The 18,317-nt window shown below is 61.5% G+C and carries 15 protein-coding genes and 1 pseudogene; 10 read left to right on the forward strand and 6 right to left on the reverse strand.

What is annotated here, in order from left to right; translation table 11 throughout:
* Positions 1 to 74 precede the first annotated feature (74 nt).
* Positions 75 to 3,878, forward strand: coding sequence for a Spy0128 family protein (locus tag HMPREF1155_RS03285; RefSeq protein ID WP_009077106.1), 3,804 nt, complete (start codon positions 75 to 77; stop codon positions 3,876 to 3,878).
* Between the two features lie 218 nt (positions 3,879 to 4,096).
* Here HMPREF1155_RS03285 and HMPREF1155_RS03290 read toward each other — a convergent pair whose 3' ends face one another.
* The 4 genes from HMPREF1155_RS03290 to HMPREF1155_RS03305 form a co-directional block, all read right to left on the reverse strand.
* Positions 4,097 to 4,639: a hemerythrin domain-containing protein gene (locus tag HMPREF1155_RS03290; RefSeq protein WP_009077267.1), complete on the reverse strand. Its 543-nt coding sequence runs from the start codon at positions 4,637 to 4,639 to the stop codon at positions 4,097 to 4,099.
* Between the two features lie 3 nt (positions 4,640 to 4,642).
* Positions 4,643 to 5,221 carry a hypothetical protein gene (locus HMPREF1155_RS03295; RefSeq protein ID WP_009077144.1) on the reverse strand — a complete coding sequence of 193 codons (579 nt, stop codon included), beginning with the start codon at positions 5,219 to 5,221 and terminating at the stop codon, positions 4,643 to 4,645.
* Positions 5,218 to 5,421 carry a DUF1858 domain-containing protein gene (locus HMPREF1155_RS03300; protein ID WP_039993266.1) on the reverse strand — a complete coding sequence of 68 codons (204 nt, stop codon included), beginning with the start codon at positions 5,419 to 5,421 and terminating at the stop codon, positions 5,218 to 5,220. The genes HMPREF1155_RS03295 and HMPREF1155_RS03300 overlap by 4 nt, the downstream gene beginning before the upstream one ends.
* A 152-nt stretch (positions 5,422 to 5,573) precedes the next feature.
* Entirely contained in the window at positions 5,574 to 6,998 is a 1,425-nt protein-coding gene (locus HMPREF1155_RS03305; protein WP_009077190.1) for a PLP-dependent aminotransferase family protein, read from the reverse strand.
* 100 nt (positions 6,999 to 7,098) lie between these two features.
* Between HMPREF1155_RS03305 and HMPREF1155_RS03310 the strand changes: the two genes are divergently transcribed.
* Entirely contained in the window at positions 7,099 to 8,583 is a 1,485-nt protein-coding gene (locus HMPREF1155_RS03310; protein ID WP_009077430.1) for an aldehyde dehydrogenase family protein, read from the forward strand.
* Between the two features lie 215 nt (positions 8,584 to 8,798).
* Here HMPREF1155_RS03310 and HMPREF1155_RS03315 read toward each other — a convergent pair whose 3' ends face one another.
* Both HMPREF1155_RS03315 and HMPREF1155_RS03320 read right to left on the reverse strand, forming a co-directional pair.
* Complete coding sequence (locus HMPREF1155_RS03315; protein ID WP_009077300.1) at positions 8,799 to 9,167, reverse strand: nucleotide-binding protein; 369 nt, start codon at positions 9,165 to 9,167, stop codon at positions 8,799 to 8,801.
* The gene (locus HMPREF1155_RS03320) at positions 9,148 to 9,435 is read right to left on the reverse strand and encodes a type II toxin-antitoxin system RelB/DinJ family antitoxin (protein ID WP_009077170.1); all 288 of its coding nucleotides are present in this window, start codon (positions 9,433 to 9,435) and stop codon (positions 9,148 to 9,150) included. Before HMPREF1155_RS03320 ends, HMPREF1155_RS03315 begins: the two co-directional genes overlap by 20 nt.
* 347 nt (positions 9,436 to 9,782) lie before the next feature.
* On the opposite strand from HMPREF1155_RS03320, the gene HMPREF1155_RS03325 reads away from it, so the two are divergent.
* From HMPREF1155_RS03325 to hyfE, 8 genes and pseudogenes are all read left to right on the forward strand, one after another.
* Complete coding sequence (locus HMPREF1155_RS03325) at positions 9,783 to 10,406, forward strand: 4Fe-4S dicluster domain-containing protein (protein WP_009077358.1); 624 nt, start codon at positions 9,783 to 9,785, stop codon at positions 10,404 to 10,406.
* Between the two features lie 13 nt (positions 10,407 to 10,419).
* Positions 10,420 to 12,600 (forward strand): formate dehydrogenase subunit alpha, encoded by a 2,181-nt coding sequence (gene fdhF, locus HMPREF1155_RS03330; protein ID WP_006362278.1) that lies wholly within the window; start codon positions 10,420 to 10,422, stop codon positions 12,598 to 12,600.
* Between the two features lie 37 nt (positions 12,601 to 12,637).
* Positions 12,638 to 12,703 (forward strand): annotated as a pseudogene (locus tag HMPREF1155_RS09180) (4Fe-4S binding protein); the annotation flags it as partial.
* 54 nt (positions 12,704 to 12,757) lie between these two features.
* Positions 12,758 to 13,228, forward strand: a complete 471-nt coding sequence (locus HMPREF1155_RS03335) for a 4Fe-4S dicluster domain-containing protein (protein WP_155999128.1) — start codon at positions 12,758 to 12,760, stop codon at positions 13,226 to 13,228.
* Positions 13,225 to 15,252, forward strand: a complete 2,028-nt coding sequence (gene hyfB, locus HMPREF1155_RS03340; RefSeq protein ID WP_039993268.1) for a hydrogenase 4 subunit B — start codon at positions 13,225 to 13,227, stop codon at positions 15,250 to 15,252. Before HMPREF1155_RS03335 ends, hyfB begins: the two co-directional genes overlap by 4 nt.
* Positions 15,252 to 16,178: a respiratory chain complex I subunit 1 family protein gene (locus HMPREF1155_RS03345; RefSeq protein WP_006362275.1), complete on the forward strand. Its 927-nt coding sequence runs from the start codon at positions 15,252 to 15,254 to the stop codon at positions 16,176 to 16,178. The genes hyfB and HMPREF1155_RS03345 overlap by 1 nt, the downstream gene beginning before the upstream one ends.
* Before the next feature lie 15 nt (positions 16,179 to 16,193).
* Entirely contained in the window at positions 16,194 to 17,651 is a 1,458-nt protein-coding gene (locus tag HMPREF1155_RS03350) for a hydrogenase 4 subunit D (protein WP_009077530.1), read from the forward strand.
* A gap of 10 nt (positions 17,652 to 17,661) precedes the next feature.
* Entirely contained in the window at positions 17,662 to 18,315 is a 654-nt protein-coding gene (gene hyfE / locus HMPREF1155_RS03355) for a hydrogenase 4 membrane subunit (protein WP_006362272.1), read from the forward strand.
* Positions 18,316 to 18,317: the final 2 nt, after the last annotated feature.

The raw sequence follows: 18,317 nt of genomic DNA on the forward strand, positions 1-18,317 counted from the left end.
CGTGTCATCGGTCTCGCGCGTTTGCCGTCCGGCACCCGCGCGAAACGCAGCAGGGAAACAGCAGGGGAATTCATATGGGCTCATTGAAGAAAGCCATGGCGGCGCTCGTTTTCGCGCCCGCCGTGCTCGTCGCCGTCATGTGCGCCGGCATGCACGTCGCTTACGCCGACGATACCGCCGGTCTCGCGTTCGACTCCGTCACGATAGAGGAAGCCGAATCGCATACGCAGGTCGCCGACCTGATGGCGGGCGAAGTTCCCGCGCTTAAAGCCGGTGTCACCTACGCTCTCGATGTGAGCTACAAGGTTCCGTCCGGCCTGCAGTTCTCCCCGACGTATCTCAACGTCCGCCTGGGCGACGGCATCTATGCCACGGGCCTTCCCGGCGCAACGTTCACCGAGGGCGATATTTCGAACACGAGCTTCAGCAAGCTCCTGAAGACGCCGACGGGCACGGGAACCTCTCCGTACGGGTATCCCGAGGCAGGTTCTGAAAAGAGTCGGAACGGCGATCTCAAATACATGACCAAGAGCGGCCTCGTTCGCGTGGACACCAAGTCCGAAATCCGCTTCCGCATCGACGATGCGTACGAAAACCAGGATGCGTCCCAGGTCATTTCCGATGCCATCAAGGTGAGTTTGAGCACGGACGAAACGTCTGGTGTCGATGCGCATTCCTATGCGATCAATCCCGCCGACGAGCTGAAGTACGGCTTCTGGGTTGACCAAGCGACCGAGGTCATCTCCAAGGGCGGCACGACCGGCGCCATCGAGGCGTCCAACTCGGGCAGCGGCGCGTCTCTCACCGAGGCCGGCAGCAAGACCACGGTTCAGCTCATCTATCCGAAAGACGTCGAGCTCGTGGGCCTCGGGGAGACGGCCCTCTACAAGACGAACGGCACGGTTGTGAGCACCGTGGAAGACGGCGACAACAAAGTCGCCACCATCGAGTGGGACGAGCCCGGCTCGTATTCAGGCGGCCTGACCTTCAAGCCCCATCTGAAAGTCGCTTCCGATAGCACGCGTCCCAACGGCTCGTCTTTCGACGTCACGCTGAAGAACTTCAAGAAGACCATCTGGAACGACGTGCCGAATGCCGACAGGACGTCCGGCACGCAGAGCGCGACCATGAAAGTCACGGTCATCGACGGCGCGGTTCCCGAGAAGATCACGACCCATGCGCTCGTCGACTATGCGCCCAACTGGGCGCTTAAGAAGTACGACACGTACAATACGCGTCTGGGCGCCTATCTCATCAAGAATGAGCTTGCGTCTCCTACCTTGCCGAAGACCCTCGAGATGACCATCGACGAAGGCAACACGGCCATCATCCGCGGCGTCACCATCCCCTATAAAGAGGGTATGGCCTATGGCGCCATCTCATGGACCGCATCCGACGGCACGACCGGCACCGCCGATCCGAACATTCTGAAGAAGTCCGACGTTTCGGCGCTCATCACCAATACGGCGTTGGGGCTCGATATCAATACATCCATCACGTCCATCAAAGTCGATCTGGGATCCATTCCCGGCGGCTACGACGGCATCAAGCCCATGCAGGACATCCTCGACACCTGGAATCCCTCCAACAAGCATGTGACCGATGAGTACTACGGCTGGAGCTACATCTCCAACGGCGTGTACGGATCCTGGAAGCAGGGGACCGATGCCGACGTGAAGACCACGGTCAAGCTCTACACGACCGGAGACGCGCCGGGAGATGGGGAAGCCATCATCGGCAAGTCGAGCGCGCCCGAGGTGCTCAACGGACAGGGCTCCATCAGCAAGACCCAGATCAACGGCGGCGACTCGTTCACGATCCAAGGCGTCATCAACGATGCCAACTGGGATTGGAATCCTCTGCAGGAGCCTGTCCTCTACGTCATCATGCCCGAGGGATTTTCCTATAGCGATCTGAACGTCACGGAAGGCACGCTTGGCGATCCCGAATTCGTAGGGTCGTTCGACAAGAACGGCACCGAAGTCAAGGTCTGGAAATACCCCATCGACATCGGCGATGGAACGCGCGGCCAGTACCAGCCCGATTTTTCCATCAAGAGCATGAAGCTGAGCATGACGGTCAGCACCAACAAGCTCGCTGCGAAGGGCGTGTACCACATCAACGACTTCGTGGGATTCACCACAAAGGACTTCAAGGACATCGGTGCGGTCATCAAGAGCGAGAAGTGGGATCGCAGCAACTGGAACACCGATAAGTACACGGCGCTGTTCGGCGACAAGGTGAACTCCGGCGAGACGATGGTGTCTCTGTCCGAAGGCCGCGGCATCACCGTCGACCAGGCGTCCGAAATCGCCGCCGTCTCGACGTTCTCCGTGAAGGACGGGCAGACCGGCGACGTGACCGATTTCGCGTACGACCCGGCGAACAAGCCGGCCACCACCGCCGTTCTTCAGAAGGGCGATACCGCTACGGTCCGCATTGCCGTGAGGAACAACGCCGGCGTCGAGGCCTCTTCCACATCACTGTTCGTGCCGCTGCTGTCCAAGGCCGCAAACCTGGGGGATTCGTTCACGCCCGAGGGCTCGACCGAATTGCCGCTCAAGCTTGCGTCGGTTTCGGCCTCGTCCAACTATGCGGTGAAGTATCTCAAGCTGAACGCCGGCAAAACGTATGACGTGAACCACGCTCCGCAGCCCGGCGATTACACCGAGGTCGACGACCCGTCCGAGGCCGATATGCTGCTTCTGGAATCCACCAGGCCCCTTGAGGCCAACGAGGGCGGCTATGTCGCCGTGTCCTACGCGGTGAACGACACGGTAGGCTCCGCCTGCAATGACAAGCGCGACGTGTTCAATACCGTCCTTGACTACGATATCGAAGGCAATCACTCCACATTGACGCTTGCCACCAATGCGGCGACCTTCGCAGGAACCGATGTGCTCCTGACCAAGGTTTGGAACGACGGCAACGATGCGGGCAAACTGCGCCCGACCCCCGATGCCTTCGCGGCTGCGCTCACGCTTACGTCCGACAAGGGCATCGACCTGAGCGCCTTCGCGCCGCAGGTCAAGGACAAGGGCGACGGCACGTATGAGGTGTCGTACCGGGGTCTTCCCAAGTACAAGGGGAATGCGGGCAATATCGTCGCCTACACGCTGACCGAGGGCGACATCGCGCATTACACGACGGATTCCGCGTCTATCCAGGGCAGCGGCACCACGGTGGAAGGAACCATCACCAACACCTATGCCCCTCGGCCGACCACGCATGATCCTGCGGTGGAGAAGAAGATAGAAGGCCCGAAGCCCTCGAGCCCCGACACCTTCTCGTTCGTGCTGAAACGCACCGATGCGTCGTTCCCCATGCCTGCGGGCAGCGATGGCGATAGGAAGACGATTATGGTCGAAGGCGCGGGCAGCTCCGAATTCGGCGATATCGAATTCACCCTGCCGGGAACCTATACGTACACGATCACCGAAACGAAGGGTGGCGCCGCCTGCACCTACGACGGATCCTCATATGCGCTGACATACGAAGTGACAGACGACGGCCAAGGCAAGCTTCAGGTGAAACGGTCCATGACGAAGACCGTCGACGGCACGACCACGGTTGTCGATCTGGGCGCCCAGGGCGATGCCGTCGGTGCGGTGTTCACCAACGTGTATCCCAAGCCTGCCGATCCGGAGCAGCCGACGAGTCCGACGAACCCGACGGAGCAGGCGAAGCCCCAGAAACCCTCGGCCCCATCGACGCCTGCCGGCGGCTCTGGTGCGACATTCAAGACGTCGGATGCGCCTGCGGCGAAGGCTCTGCCGCGCACGGGCGATGGCACGCTGCCGTACGTTCTCGTGGTCCTTGCGAGCTTGAGCGCGGGTGCCGTCTTGGTCGGCACGGAGATGAAGCGCCGTATGGCATAGCGCGTCCGCGGGACGGAAAACGCAATCGCCCCGCCTGAGTGAACCGACTCCCATTTTCGTGTCCAAGAAACGGGAGTCGGTTCAGGGATGCGGGGCATATACGTAGAAAGCAGGCCTTCTGGACCTGCTTTCTACGTATGGAGCATGTGCGTTCCGAGCGCATCCCGAGCGCATCCCCGAGTGGACTTCAGCCGCTGCACGCTCATGCGCGCATCCGGCTATCCCTGAGGGTCGTAGGCGTTCGCCTGGGAAGACAGATCGGCGAGCACCTCGACCGAAAGGCTCCTGCGGGCGAACGGATACACCACGTCGTTTTCTTTCTGAACATGACGCCTGATCAGATGCACGTACTCCATCGACCACGAAAGAAGCTCGAGCTTATGCTCGTCGGTGGGGTCGGCGGCGTAGTCCTGGGCGGCCTGCTCGATCTTCGAGGTGGCCATGCGTCCTGCGTCGTGTTCGACCAGCATGCCGTGCTGGATGAGGTTCTCTGCGATGCGGCCGAGGTTGGTCACCATGTAGGAATACAGGACGTCCTCTTCTTTCTTATGGTGCGAAGCGTCCGCATATGCGCGGATGAACCTGACTTTGCGTAGATATGAGGCAAGGTCGAACGCATCGGTCGTCATGAGCGCGAGGCACATGCGCTCGAAGTCGTCCGCCTCTTCCAGGATGCGGTCGTGTTCGGCCAGCATCGCGTCGATGATGTCCATGTCGGCGGTGTCGGGCAGGTTTTCGAATTCATCAAGATTCACAGCCATAGCCTATGCCTCCCTGGCGATACGGTAGGAACCATCTCCGGATGCCTCGAGCGCGATGCGTGCGGCGCTCAGGAATCCGGTCATCCATGCGCGACGGACCTGCTCGTAGCAGGCGGCTGGATGGGGCTCCAACCGGATGGTCCAGGAAATGGTTTCAGGCGAGCTGCCGTGCAGGGTGACGAAGCGATCGCACGGCATGCCGTCCAGCCAGTGCGCATCGACGGCCGTCCACGCATCCTGCAGGGATGCGTCGGGCAAGAGCGAGCTGCGTCCGCTTGTCGCCCCTAGCTCCTTCACGAATTCCAAAGTCTCTTCCACATGGTCGGGGACGGGTTCGCACGCGCAGGCGAGCGCCGCCTCGGCATTGCCGACGAGCGCGTTCAGGCCGCCATGGATGTCGGTCACGTCGATATGGCCGGTCAAGTCGCCCTCAAGGCGAGGATGCCGCGCATTCAGGCGTGCTTCGGCACCAGCCGTCCAGCCCTGCTCATCGGAAAACACGGCGATGCGCCGCGCGAGCGCGTCGACCGCCTGGGCTTTCCCGTACATGCGGTAATGGATGGGTCCCAAGGTCGCGCTCATGCGTTGCTCCCGTTCAGCATGCCCAGCACCTCGGCGGCGTTCATGCCGTGCACCATGCAGGCGTCATCGAGCGATTCGCTCTGCGATGCCGGGCAGCCCACGCAGCCCATGCCGGCGCTTTCGAGGATGGCGATATTTCGGGGATCGCGGCGAATGATTTCGCCGACCAGCATGTCTCCGGTATAGGCGCTGCCGTTCATGAGATACCTCTTTCTTCCTTCTTCCCTGCATCCGCGTTGGGCTGGATGCTTTCGTGCGTCGAGGGCCACTATGGGCCGAAGGTCCTCAGAGGTACGTTGTTAAAACAACAAATGAAGAAATGCCTATGGGATACGCCGGATCCGGCACGTTTCTATGGCTCGAACACCTGGCACAGCCGATCGACGACGTCGTCGATCCTGCCCGGGTCGATGGCGGCGTAGTTGACGACGAGCGTGACCTGTCCCGGCATGTCGATATCGCAGATGCTGTAGTCGGTGAAGAACGATATCCTCAATCCGAGCCGCTCTCCCTTCTGCGTGATGTCCGTTCGCTTGAGATCGGTTCGCACTCTGAGGAGGAAGTGCGTTCCCGCCGCGTACTCCTCGATCGTCGACCTGCGTGCGAGCGGGCTTTCCCGAAGCGCCTTCAGCAGAGCCTTCCTTTTCTTGCGGTAGAAGTTGCGCATGCGGTTCATATGCCGCTCGAAGGCGCCCGAATCGATGAATTCCGCCAGCGCGAACTGTTCGAAGCTCGATACCGTGCACGAATAGAATCCCTGCTGGTCGCGGTAGGCATCCATCAGTTCGGGCGGAAGCACCATGTAGCCGATGCGCAGCGAAGGCACCATCGTCTTCGAAAACGTGTTGAGGTAGATGACGCGATCGCGCCCATCCTCGGCGAAAAGCGGGAGCGTCAACCGCCCTGCATAGCGGAACTCGCTGTCGTAGTCGTCTTCGACGACGTAGCGGCCCGGTTCCTCATAAGCCCAGCGCAGCACGTCCGAACGCGTCGAGGCGGGCATCACGCGTCCCGTGGGGAAGCGATTCGCGGGCGAAACGTACATAAGCTGCGCATCGGTTCCGCGCAGACGATCCATATCGAGGTCGTCGCCTATGTCGAAGAGGTCGTCGGAAGGTTTCGGGGGCACGATGACGGCGCGCGCGTGGAATTTCGAGGCTCCGAGGATGAGCTTCTTGAATCCCGTGCTTTCGATGCCGAAGCCCACATTGTCTCCGAACAGCGCGAAGAGCCTCATGAGCAGGTATTCCGTTCCGGCTCCGATAACGATGCACGCGGGACTCACATGCATGCCGCGGCTCCGATGCAGGTATTCGGCGATGGCATTGCGCAGCTCGGGCAGCCCCGCATACGGAACGGTCTGATAGAGGCGCGTCCCGCCGTCCAGCATCGCCTTGCGCATGCAGCGATTCCAGAGATCGATGGGGAAACTGTCGAGGTTCAGGCGATTGGCGCGGAAGTCCATGACGCAGCCGGGTTCGTCCTCTTCGACGGGAAGCCGTTCGGGCCGGTGCGAGCTGACTGGGGCGATGTCGCGCACGTCCGCCACGAAGTACCCCCGCTTCTCTTGCGCTTGAACGAAGCCTTCGGCAACGAGCTGGCCGTATGCAAGGGCTATGGTATTCACGCCGACGCCCAGGTTCTGCGCGAGCGCACGCTTGGAGGGGAGCTTTTCCCCTGCGGCCAGCGTGCCGGCGATGATGTCGTCGCGGATCCGTTCGTAGAGGAACGCGTAGAGCGATGTGCGCCCGCGTGCGGACAGGTCGTAGGTGATCATGCAACTGGTTCCATTTCTTTTTCAATATCTGGTTCTTTTGATAGCACCATTCTATCCATACACTCCGATTCGTCACCTACGAACAACGGAAGGAATACCGATGACCATGGAACTCAAAGAATCGTATGGACTGTATATCAACGGCGCGTTCGTGCCCGCATCCGACGGAGGCACGTTCCAGACGAAGAATCCTGCGACCGGCGAGGTGCTCGCCACGTGCGCCGATGCCACGCAGGAAGACGTCGATGCCGCGGTTAAGGCGGCGTGGGCCGCGTTTCCCGCATGGAAAGCGGTCGAGCCTATCGAGCGCGCGAACATCCTGCTGAAGATCGCCGATGTCATCGACGAGAACGCCGAGCTCCTTGCCCGCGTCGAAACGCTCGACAACGGCAAGCCCATTCGCGAGACGAGCGCCATCGACGTCCCGTTCAGCGCCGATCATTTCCGGTATTTCGCGGGCGTCCTCCGCTCCGAGGAAGGATCGGCCTCCGTGCTCGACGGCGGCTTCCTGAGCCTGATCCTGCGCGAGCCCATCGGCGTCGTCGGGCAGATCGTGCCCTGGAACTTCCCGTTCCTGATGAGCGCCTGGAAGCTTGCGCCCGCGCTTGCGGCCGGCGACTGCGTCGTCATCAAGTCCTCGTCGTCCACGCCGCTTTCGCTGCTCGTGCTGATCGAACTCATCGGCGACCTGCTTCCCGCAGGCGTCGTCAACGTCATCACCGGGCGCGGCTCGAAGTCGGGACAGTACATGCTCGATCACCGCGGTTTCCGCAAGCTCGCCTTCACCGGCTCCACCGAGGTCGGCCTCTCCGTCGCGAAGGCCGCCGCTGAGAAGCTGATTCCCGCCACGCTCGAGCTCGGCGGCAAGAGCGCGAACATCTTCTTCGACGACTGCGACCTTCAGCAGGCGATCGACGGCCTGCAGCTGGGCATCCTGTTCAACCAGGGCCAGGTATGCTGCGCCGGTTCTCGCGTGTTCGTGCAGGAGGGCATCTACGATCGGTTCGTCGAGGCGGCCGTCGAGCAGTTCAATAAGGTGAGGATCGGCGATCCCCTCGATCCCGAGACGCAGCTCGGCGCTCAGGTCAATGCGGCTCAGGCCAAGAAGGTCAAGGCCTATATCGACATCGCCCGCGAAGAGGGCGCCCAGATCCTGTGCGGCGGCGAGGCCTATACGGAAGGGGAGTGCGCGAACGGGACCTTCTTCAAGCCGACGCTCATCGTGGATGCGAACAACGGCATGCGCTGCGCCCGCGAAGAAATCTTCGGGCCGGTCGCGGTGGTCGTGAAGTTCAAGACCGAGGAAGAGGTCATCGCCATGGCGAACGACTCGGATTACGGACTGGGCGGCGGCGTCTGGACCAAGAACATCGATCGTGCGCTGCGCGTGGCCCGCAACGTGGAGACCGGGCGCATGTGGGTGAACACCTACAACCAGATTCCGGCGGGCGCTCCGTTCGGCGGCTATAAGGAATCCGGCATCGGCCGCGAGACGCACAAGTCGATCCTCCAGGCGTACACGCAGACCAAGAACATCATGATCAATCTGAACCAGGGGGTCTCCGGGTTCTATCCCGAGAAGTAGGCCCGCTTCTTCCGGACGGTCGCTTCTTATAGAGAGAACAAGGCGCTGCCCCTGCTTCTGCAGAGGGACGGCGCCTTGTCTGGCTTTTCGTGCGGCGTTCGGCGCGGAGCTCAAGGGCGTTTCCAAGACCCGTTTCCGTTGCCGGCGCGGATGCAGCGCCGCTTTCGGTCGCTTTCCGGCGGCAAGGCTTCACGCCTGAAGCTTCGGCCGTGTTCCTAGAGCGCCAGCATCCGGGAGAGCAGGGGCTTGTCGTAGGTCATGACGTTCTGCTTCATGACCGCGTTGCGGGCGATCAGCAGGCAGTCCACGTAGTCGAGCAGGCTCGACCCGAACAGGCGCGTCGCGTATTCCACGATGGGCGCTTCGATCAGGGTGATGTCGTTCATAAGGGTGACCAGGGCGTATCCGATCTGTGAACGGGGAACGCCGTAGACGTCGCGCAGGATGATGGCCACGCGCGCGTAGATTTCGGGATATGTGTACGCTTCGCCCGTCGCTATGGCCTCGCACGCGCGGTGGTATCCGCGCTTATTGTCGGCAAGCAGGTAGCGCAGGATGATGCTCTCATCGATTAAAAGTTTCATGTTTCGCCCCCAATGACCTGATCCATGATTCGCGTTCCGCCTCGCGATCGATGTCGCTTCCGTATGCCTTGAGGATGCCTTGCGCTTCCATGCCTCCCTTTCCTGCACTATAGGTCGGTCGGAAGGGGAGGCCGTGCTGCTTGATGGATTCGGCTATGAAAATGCGGATCGCCTCCGACAGGCTTGTGCCCAGATTCTTGAAAATTTTTTCGGCCTCTTCCTTTTGGTCCGCATCGATTCTGACGTGGACGACCGAATCCCGACTCATGCGCATCCTCCTTCGATCGGTTTTTCCGAAACGGCGATACTTTATTTCTTCCAAAAATGCAAACAACAAGGTGAAAACGGTATGTTTTTCAAGATTGTATCACGAATATGATACGTACCGCATATCTTCAAATACAACGCATTCTGTAAGAAATATACACGAACGTGATACATTATATCATCTTAAGAATAATATATTGTCAATATACCTCGAAAAATGCCTGCAAATGCCGCTTTGACAAAAACCCGTAATGGGTAGATATTCATAAATGGTTCACTTCGTGTAAAAGTCCTTTTCACTATATGAAAGGTCTTTAGGGACATATCAAATATGAATAAATCAAGGAGGTGAAGGAAGAAAACGCAATCGAAACGCCCCTTCAAGAGGTGGAAGAAAGCTACACGAAGACTAAATTGGGGGAAAAGATGAGCAGCAAATGTGTTGTTGCGGATCCAAGGCTATGCATCGGTTGCAAGACCTGCATGGCGGCCTGCATCGAGAAGCACGACGTAACGGGGGACGCTGCTGTTCCGCGACTGAATCTGGTCGAAACCATTCGGGTGTCTGCACCCATCGCCTGTCATCACTGCGTGGACGCGCCCTGCGTCAACGCCTGTCCTCAGGGCGCGCTGTACTACGACGGCGATCGCGTCGCGGTGAGCATGGAACGCTGCATCGGCTGCCGCAGCTGCGTCATGGCATGCCCGTATGGCGCATGCGACGTGGTTTCGCGTCTCGAGCCGGTCATGTTCGGCGATCTGGTTCTCGCGGACAAGACGGTCGCGAAGGTCATCAAATGCGATCTGTGCGCCGACGAGCCCGAAGGCCCGCGGTGCGTGAGGGCATGCCCGACCAACGGCCTGCGTCTCGTCGATCAGGACGATTTGAAGGATATGGCTCTCAAACGCCGCCGCGTTGCCGCAGAGTCGTACGAGTCCATGATGGACTCCACCGTGTACGCGCTCGTTTAAAAGGGGGAATACCATGGAAAAGCATATGGCCGTATGTCCATATTGCGGAGCCGGCTGCAAGCTCAACCTTCTGGTCGAAAACGGCCGGGTCGTTGGCGCCGAAGGCCTTAACGGCGTCACCAATGAAGGCGAGCTGTGCCTCAAGGGCATGAGCGGATACGACTTCATCAACGACACCAAGATCCTGACGCCCCGCATCCTGCACCCGATGATCCGTCGCCGCAAGGGTGCCGAGCTCGAGCGCGTGAGCTGGGACGAAGCACTCGATTTCACCGCCAAGCACCTTATGGAGATCAAGGCCAAGTACGGCCCCGATTCCATCATGCTGACGGGCTCTTCACGCGGTCCGGGCAACGAAGCCAACTACGTGATGCAGAAGTTCACCCGTGCATGCGTGGGCACCAATAACATCGACAACTGCGCGCGCACCTGCCATGGCCCCTCGGTCATCGGCCTGATCGATGCCGTTGGCTCCGGCGCCATGAGCGTCTCGATTCCCAATATGGAAAACGCCGACTGCGTCTTCCTGTTCGGCTACAATCCTAGCGCCTCCCATCCCATCGTCGCCCGCCGTATCGTCAAGGCGAAGGAGAAGGGCGCCAAGATCATCGTCGCCGACCCGCGCCTCATCGAGACCGCCCGCATCGCCGACATCTACATGCCGATCAAGAACGGCTGCAACCTGGCCTTCATGAACGCCTTCGCGAACGTCATCATCAACGAGGGCCTGGAAGACCGCGACTTCATCGAAGCCCATACCGTGGGATACGACGAATGGTGGGAAACCATCAAGAAGTACACGCCGGAATCCGTCCAGGACATCACGGGCATCGACCCCGAGACCTTCCGCAAGGCCGTCCGCATGTACGCCACCTCCCCGAACTCCATCATCGGCTGGGGCATGGGCGTCACCCAGCAGCGCCAGGGCGTCAAGACCGTCCATCAGATCGCCGCCGTCGCCTGCATCGCCAACCAGATCGGCCGCGATGCCGCCGGCCTCGCCCCCGTCCGCGGCCAGAACAACGTCCAGGGCAGCTGCGACATGGGCATGTGGCCCACGCTCTATCCGGGCTACCAGAAGGTCGACGACCCTGCGATCCGCGCCAAGTTCGCCAAGTCCTGGGGTGTTCCCGAGGAGAAGCTCTCCCTTGAGCCCGGCTTCAAGCTGACCGATCTGCCCCACGGCGTGAAGGAGGGCAAGATCCACGCGTTCTACAACTTCGGCGAAGACCCGCTGCAGACCGAGCCCGATTCCGCCGACATGAAGGAAACCCTGCAGAATTGCGACTTCGTGATCAGCCAGGACATCTTCATGACGCAGACCACGGCATACGCCGACGTCGTCTTCCCCGGCACCTCCTGGGGCGAGCACGACGGCGTCTTCAGCGCCTCCGACCGTACGTTCCAGCGCTTCACGGCCGCCGTTCCTCCGAAGGGCGAGTGCAAGCACGATTGGCAGATCTTCAGCGAGCTCTCCACGCGCATGGGCTATCCGATGCACTACGAGAACACCAAGGAGATCTGGGACGAAGTCCGCGAGAACTGCCCGTCGTTCTACGGTGCGACCTACGAGAAGATGGAAGGCGTGGGGCACGCGCAGTGGCCTATCCCGACGCTGGAGTGCCCGGGCACCCCGACCCTGTTCAAGGGCGGCAAGTTCAACAAGCCCGACGGCAAGGCCCGCCTGATCGCCGCCGACTTCGTGGTTCCCACCGAGCTGCCTGACGACGAGTATCCGCTGGTCCTCTGCACCGTCCGCGAGGTCGGCCACTACAGCTGCCGTTCCATGACGGGTAACTGCAAGGTCCTCTCGCTTCTCGCCGATGAGCCCGGCTTCGTCAACATCAACCCGGCAGACGCCGAGGCCCGCGGCATCGCGCAGGACGATCTCGTGTTCGTGAAGTCCCGCCGCGGCAAGGTCATCACCCGCGCCAACCTCAACGAGCGCATCAACAAGGGTGCCGTCTACATGACCTACCAGTGGTGGATCGGCAAGTGCAACCAGCTCACGATGCACGTGACCGACCCGCTGTCCGGCACGCCCGAGGACAAGCACAGCGCATGCCAGGTCGAGCAGATCGAAGACCAGGTCTGGGCCGAGCGCTATGCGCAGAAGCTCTACACGGACATGAAGGACTGGCTGGCGGGCGAGGCCTCCGCGCAGGATGTCGCCCCTACCGAAGCGCTGGTCTGATCCGATCCGGGACGGTAACGACATAAAGAGGAACGACATGAATGGCTACATCGTTATAAACACATATCGATGCATAGGCTGTGGAACGTGTCAGGCTGCTTGCAGCGAAGGCCATCAGAAGGCCGGGCTGCAAGCGGCCCCCCGTCTGGCTCTGGTCATGACGAGGGATGTGTCGGCGGCGGTCACCTGCCATCATTGCGACGGGGCTCCCTGCATGCAGGTATGCCCCGTCAGGGCAATCACCAACGAGAACGGTTCGATCCACATCAACGAGCAGACGTGCGTCGGGTGCAAGATGTGCGCCGTCGTCTGCCCGTTCGGTGCGATCCATCCTTCGGGCACCTCTCTCGCGGGCGTTGCCGGCATGAAGTACGACACGCCCACCTTCCCCTCTTCCCGCGGCGAGATGCTGCAATGGGAGGAAGGCATCACCACCAGGGCCGTCAAGTGCGACCTATGTTCCTTCGATTCCGAAGGTCCTCATTGCGTCAAGGCATGCGCGACCAACGCTCTGAGCTACGTCGACGAGGCTGCGGTCAAGTCAACGTTGCGCCTGGAGCGCGCCGTCGCCGCGGAAGCGAGCGACCAGTACGCGCATGACTTCACGAGGATGGGGGCTCAAAGATGAGTATGACAATCCTGCTCGCCTCGATCGCGGTCTCCGTCATCGGCGGCTTCCTCGCCCTGTTCCTGGGCAAGAGCGCCCATGCGGCCAAGGTCGTCGCGTGCCTGTTCGGCATGGGATCGGCGCTGCTCGCCGTCCTCGCCGGCTTCCAAGGCGTTATCGGCCAGGGGGCGTGTCTGTCCGTCGCGACGCCGTTCTCCTTCGCCGACTTCACCCTGCTGCTCAATCCGATCGCCGGCCTTCTGCTGGCGATCATCAACGTCCTCGCGTTCGCGGCGTTCCTGTACGGCCTTTCCTACTTCGACGAGTACAAGGAAAACGGCCTGGGGGCCATGGGCCTGTTCATGAACCTCTTCATCGCGTCCATGAACGTGCTGGTGGTCGCCGATAACGCGTTCTGGTTCCTGGTCTTCTTCGAGCTCATGTCGTTGACCTCGTATTTCCTGGTCGTCGTCGAGCAGAAGAAGCAGTCCATCAAGGGCGGCTTCATGTACCTGGTCATGGCGCATGTAGGCTTCCTGATGATCATGATTTCGTATTTCATCATGGCGTCCCAGACCGGCAGCTTCGAGTTCGCCGCCTATCGCGTCCACGATTTCGGTCCTGCTCTCGGGTCCCTCGCGTTCGTGCTGGCGTTCTTCGGCTTCGGCTGCAAGGCCGGCATGGTGCCCTTCCATTCCTGGCTGCCCCAGGCGCATCCCGCGGCGCCTTCCAACGTGTCCGCGCTCATGTCCGGCGGCATGATCAAGATCGGCGTCTTCGGCATCATCAAGGTCGGGCTCGACCTGCTGTCCGGCACCGACTGCATGCTGTGGTGGGGCCTGCTGGTCCTCATCGTCGGCGCCGTCTCCTCGGTGCTCGGCGTCGTCTACGCGCTGGGCGAGCATGACATCAAGAAGCTTCTGGCCTACCACTCCGTCGAGAACATCGGCATCATCCTGCTGGGCGTCGGCCTCGCCTTCGTCGGCGTCGCGATGGACCAGCCCGCGCTTGCCGGCCTCGCGCTTCTGGCGGGCATCTACCACATGCTCAACCACGCGATGTTCAAGGGCCTGCTCTTCCTGGGCGCCGGCTCCGTGCTGTACTCCACGGGCACGCGCAACATGGAGAAGATGGGCGGGCTTATCCACGCCATGCCCGTCACGGCCATGTGCTTCCTTATCGGCAGTCTGGCCATCTCGGCCATTCCGCCGCTGAACGGCTTCGTGTCCGAATGGTTCACCTATCAGGCCATGTTCAGCGCGGCCTTCATGGGCGGAACTATGATCAAGGCCTTCGCCGCCTTCGCGGCCGTGGCGCTCGCCGTCACCGGCGCGCTTGCCGTGACCTGCTTCGTCAAGGCCTACGGCGTCACGTTCCTGGGCGTCGGCCGTTCTGACGCGGCGCTTAAGGCCAAGGAAGTTCCCGCCTCCATGACGGCTTCCATGGTCATCCTATCCATCGTCTGCATCTTCCTCGGTCTGGGCGCACCTCTCTGCGCGCCCGTGCTCGAGGGCGTCGCGGCATCCGTTCTCGGCGGAAGCGCCGTCGCGGTCGCGAGCGGCGCTGCGGTCACCAACGGCATCACCGACAGCGTCATTTCCACGCCGCTGGTCGCCGTTCTTCTGATCGCGGCCGTGTTCGTGGCCTTGGGGATCCGCTCGATGTTCGCGAAGGGCGGCTCTTCGGTCCGTCGCGACCCCTGGGCCTGCGGATATAAATCCGAAGGTGACATGCCGGTCATCGCGACCACATTCGCGTCCGAGGTCAAGTGGGTCATGGGCCCGCTGTATGCCGCGCGCGGCGCGCTCGTGGGCACGTCCCCGAAGTTCGTCAAGGCGTTCGAATCGCTCGTCGGCGGAGCCAAGGTTGCGGAAACGGTGGGCGATAAGCGCCTCGTCGATCCCGTCGCCGCATTCGTCGACCGCATCGCGAAGCTCTCGCAGCGCATCGAGGCCGGCGACTCCCGCCTCTATATCGTCTACATCGTCGTCGCTCTGGTGGCTCTGCTCATCGCGACCGTCGCTTTGATGGGAGGTGCCGCATAATGAGTATCGTCGTTGCGATCCTCCAGGCGTTGCTCCTGATGCTCCTTGCGCCTTTGACCTCTGGTATCGGTCGTTGGCTGCGCGCGAAGATCCATACGCGCAAGGGCCCTTCGATCTTCCAGGACTACTACGACATCATCAAGCTGTTCAAGCGTGACGACGTCCGCACCGAAAGCTCGACGTTCGTATCGCGCTACATGCCCGTCCTGTACGTCGGCGTCTGCTTCGTGCTCGCCATGGGCATGCCGATGGCGACCCGTGCCTGTCCGATCCCGGTGCTGGGCGACATCATCCTGATCATCTACCTGCTCGCCCTGCCGCGCTTCTTCTTCGGCTTGGCCGGCGTCGACCGTTCGGGCAACTACGCCTCGATCGGCGGCATCCGCGAGCTCATCGTGGGCATCCTGGTGGAGCCTTCCATGATGCTGGCGCTGTTCGCCACCGCCATGATCCTCGGCACCACCAATGTGGGCACCATGGGAGAGATGATCGGATCTCTGCAGGTCGCATCTCCCGTCGGCGTGACCGTCGCGGGCGTCGCGTTCGCCGTCGCCTGCTACATCGAACTCGGCAAGCTTCCGTACGACGTGGCGGAAGCCGAGCAGGAGCTGCAGGAAGGACCTCTTTCCGAGTACTCCGGCCCGTCTCTGGGCATGATCAAGGTCGCCATGACCATGAAGCAGATCCTCGTGGTCAGTTGGTTCCTCGCGATTTTCCTGCCGTTCGGCAGCGCCGTCGAGATGACGGTGCCGGCCATGGCTCTCGGCCTGGTCGTGTACCTGGTCAAGATGGCTGTCGTGTTCCTCGTGATTCTCGTCGTGGAAAACCTCGTCGCACGTGTCCGCTTCAAGTTCATGGGCAAGCAGACCTGGGCCGTCGTCGGCATCGCCGTCCTGGCCTTCGTCTTCTGCGCCCTCGGAATCTAAGGGAGGTGCTTGAGAATGGTATGTAATCTCGCCATGCTGGCAATCGCCTCCATACTCGTGCCCTTCGTCGCCTCGCTTGCCATCGTCGTGTGCCCGAGGCCTGCGGCGAAGGCCATCTGCATCGCGGCCGCCGGCATCTCCACGCTGTGCGCGATCATGACCTGGATCGGTCTCGGCGCGTCGGGCGCGGATAGCGCGCATGTCACGCTCGCCGTCATCGGCGGCGTCGAGATCATGGGGCTCACCATCGACAAGGTCAGCGTCATGCTTGCGACCGCGTTCGTGAGCATCGGCCTGCTTATCTCGATCTACTCGGTCGGCTACCTGAACGAAGGCAACCGCGAGCATCCCGATAAGCCCCGCCGCCGCTTCTATGCGTTCTTCACCGTGTTCATCGGTGCCATGGCGGGCCTGGTCTTCAGCTCGACGTTGATCGGCCAGCTGATGTTCTTCGAGATCACCGGTGCATGCTCTTGGGCCCTGATCGGCTACTACGACACGCCGACCGCGCGCAAGTCCGCCATGAAGGCGCTCATCCTGACCCATATCGGCTCTCTGGGCCTGTACGTGGCGACCGGCGCGCTCTTCCTGCAGACCGGATCGTTCTCGGTCGTCGACATCGCTCAGCTGGGCGAAGGGTGGAAGACCTTCATCCTGCTCGGCGTCATCTTCGCCGCCTGGGCGAAGTCGGCGCAGCTGCCGTTCTACATGTGGCTGCCCTCCGCCATGGAGGCGCCGACGCCCGTGTCCGCCTACCTCCATGGCGCATCCATGGTCAAGGTCGGCGTCGCGGTGCTGGCCCGCGAGCTCATGAGCGCGGGCGCCATCCCCGAGGCCGTGGGTTGGGTCATCGTCATCGGTGCGATCATCACCTGCATCTTCAGCTTCATCATGTACCTGCCTCAGACCGACATGAAGCGCCTGCTGGCCTTCTCGACCATCAGCCAGCTGTCGTACATCTTCCTGGCGTTCGGCTTCTACGCGTTCGGCAGCGGCATCGCCCTCGAGGGCGGCATCGCCCACATCTTCAACCACGCCTTCGCGAAGACCCTGTTCTTCCTGACGGCAGGCGCGTTCAGCTACACGCTGGGCACCCGCATGCTTCCGCAGCTGCGCGGCGTGCTCAAGAAGCAGCCGCTGCTCGGCGTCGCGTTCGCGTTCGCCGCGCTGGCCATCGCGGGCGTCCCGCCCATGAACGGCTTCTTCAGCAAGACGCTCATCTTCGCCGGCGGCTTCATCACCGCTGCGAACAGCGGGCATCCTGCGCTGATGGTCATCGTGGTCATCGCCCTGCTCGAGACCGTGGGCTGCTTCGCCTGGTTCCTCAAGTGGATCGGCTCCGTGCTCTTCGGCGAGCCTTCCGAGACCGTCGCCGCCGCCCAGCCCGTGCCTCGGGCCATGGTGGTCGCCTTCGTCGTTCTGTTGGTCATGACCGTCTGCTCCAGCTTCATCGCTGCGGCGTGGCTTGGTTAGGAGGGGGAACATGGACGGATTTACCATAGTGAACATCCTCGGCGCGTTCCTCATCATCACGTCGCTCGTGATCGTGCTGGAAAAGGCGCCTCGCAAGGCGGCATACGGCTACATCGTTCAGTCCCTGGTCCTCATCGGCTGCTTCCTGGCCCTCGCCGTCACGACGGGGTCGGTCGAACTGTACGAATGGTCCGTGACGGCCTTCGTCACGAAGGTCGTCGTGGTGCCGAGCGTCATCATCTTCCTTTCGCGGAAGATCGCCGACGCAGGGTCCGAACTCGAGCCGAAGCTCACGGCAACCAAGGCGATCGTGCTGGTCGCCGTCGAGGTCGCCATCTGCTTCATCGCGGTCCAGAATATCGACCTTCCGGCGGCCGTCGAGGTCAAGCCTGCGCTGGCCATTTCGCTTGCGCACTTCTTCATCGGTCTGACCTGCATCATCACGCAACGTAACGTCGTGAAGCAGATCTTCGGCTACTGCCTTATGGAGAACGGCTCGCACCTGACGCTCGCCCTGCTTGCGTCCAATGCGCCGGCGCTCGTCGAGATCGGCGTCGCCACCGACGCGTTCTTCGCGGTGATTATCCTCTCGGTCCTGGCATACCGCCTGTACGGCGTCGCCCACACGGTGAACGCCGACGACCTGACTGAATTGAAAGGTTAGGA

It is taken from the genome of Slackia sp. CM382 (assembly GCF_000293015.1).
GTDB lineage: Bacteria > Actinomycetota > Coriobacteriia > Coriobacteriales > Eggerthellaceae > Slackia > Slackia exigua.

What these genes read in the sequence shown, in the direction of transcription:
- HMPREF1155_RS03285 (WP_009077106.1), top strand. Translation starts at nt 75, where the DNA reads ATGGGCTCATTGAAGAAAGCCATGGCGGCGCTCGTTTTCGCGCCCGCC.
- HMPREF1155_RS03290 (WP_009077267.1), bottom strand. Translation starts at nt 4,639, where the DNA reads ATGGCTGTGAATCTTGATGAATTCGAAAACCTGCCCGACACCGCCGAC.
- HMPREF1155_RS03295 (WP_009077144.1), bottom strand. Translation starts at nt 5,221, where the DNA reads ATGAGCGCGACCTTGGGACCCATCCATTACCGCATGTACGGGAAAGCC.
- HMPREF1155_RS03300 (WP_039993266.1), bottom strand. Translation starts at nt 5,421, where the DNA reads ATGAACGGCAGCGCCTATACCGGAGACATGCTGGTCGGCGAAATCATT.
- HMPREF1155_RS03305 (WP_009077190.1), bottom strand. Translation starts at nt 6,998, where the DNA reads ATGATCACCTACGACCTGTCCGCACGCGGGCGCACATCGCTCTACGCG.
- HMPREF1155_RS03310 (WP_009077430.1), top strand. Translation starts at nt 7,099, where the DNA reads ATGACCATGGAACTCAAAGAATCGTATGGACTGTATATCAACGGCGCG.
- HMPREF1155_RS03315 (WP_009077300.1), bottom strand. Translation starts at nt 9,167, where the DNA reads ATGAAACTTTTAATCGATGAGAGCATCATCCTGCGCTACCTGCTTGCC.
- HMPREF1155_RS03320 (WP_009077170.1), bottom strand. Translation starts at nt 9,435, where the DNA reads ATGAGTCGGGATTCGGTCGTCCACGTCAGAATCGATGCGGACCAAAAG.
- fdhF (WP_006362278.1), top strand. Translation starts at nt 10,420, where the DNA reads ATGGAAAAGCATATGGCCGTATGTCCATATTGCGGAGCCGGCTGCAAG.
- HMPREF1155_RS03335 (WP_155999128.1), top strand. Translation starts at nt 12,758, where the DNA reads ATGACGAGGGATGTGTCGGCGGCGGTCACCTGCCATCATTGCGACGGG.
- hyfB (WP_039993268.1), top strand. Translation starts at nt 13,225, where the DNA reads ATGAGTATGACAATCCTGCTCGCCTCGATCGCGGTCTCCGTCATCGGC.
- HMPREF1155_RS03345 (WP_006362275.1), top strand. Translation starts at nt 15,252, where the DNA reads ATGAGTATCGTCGTTGCGATCCTCCAGGCGTTGCTCCTGATGCTCCTT.
- HMPREF1155_RS03350 (WP_009077530.1), top strand. Translation starts at nt 16,194, where the DNA reads ATGGTATGTAATCTCGCCATGCTGGCAATCGCCTCCATACTCGTGCCC.
- hyfE (WP_006362272.1), top strand. Translation starts at nt 17,662, where the DNA reads ATGGACGGATTTACCATAGTGAACATCCTCGGCGCGTTCCTCATCATC.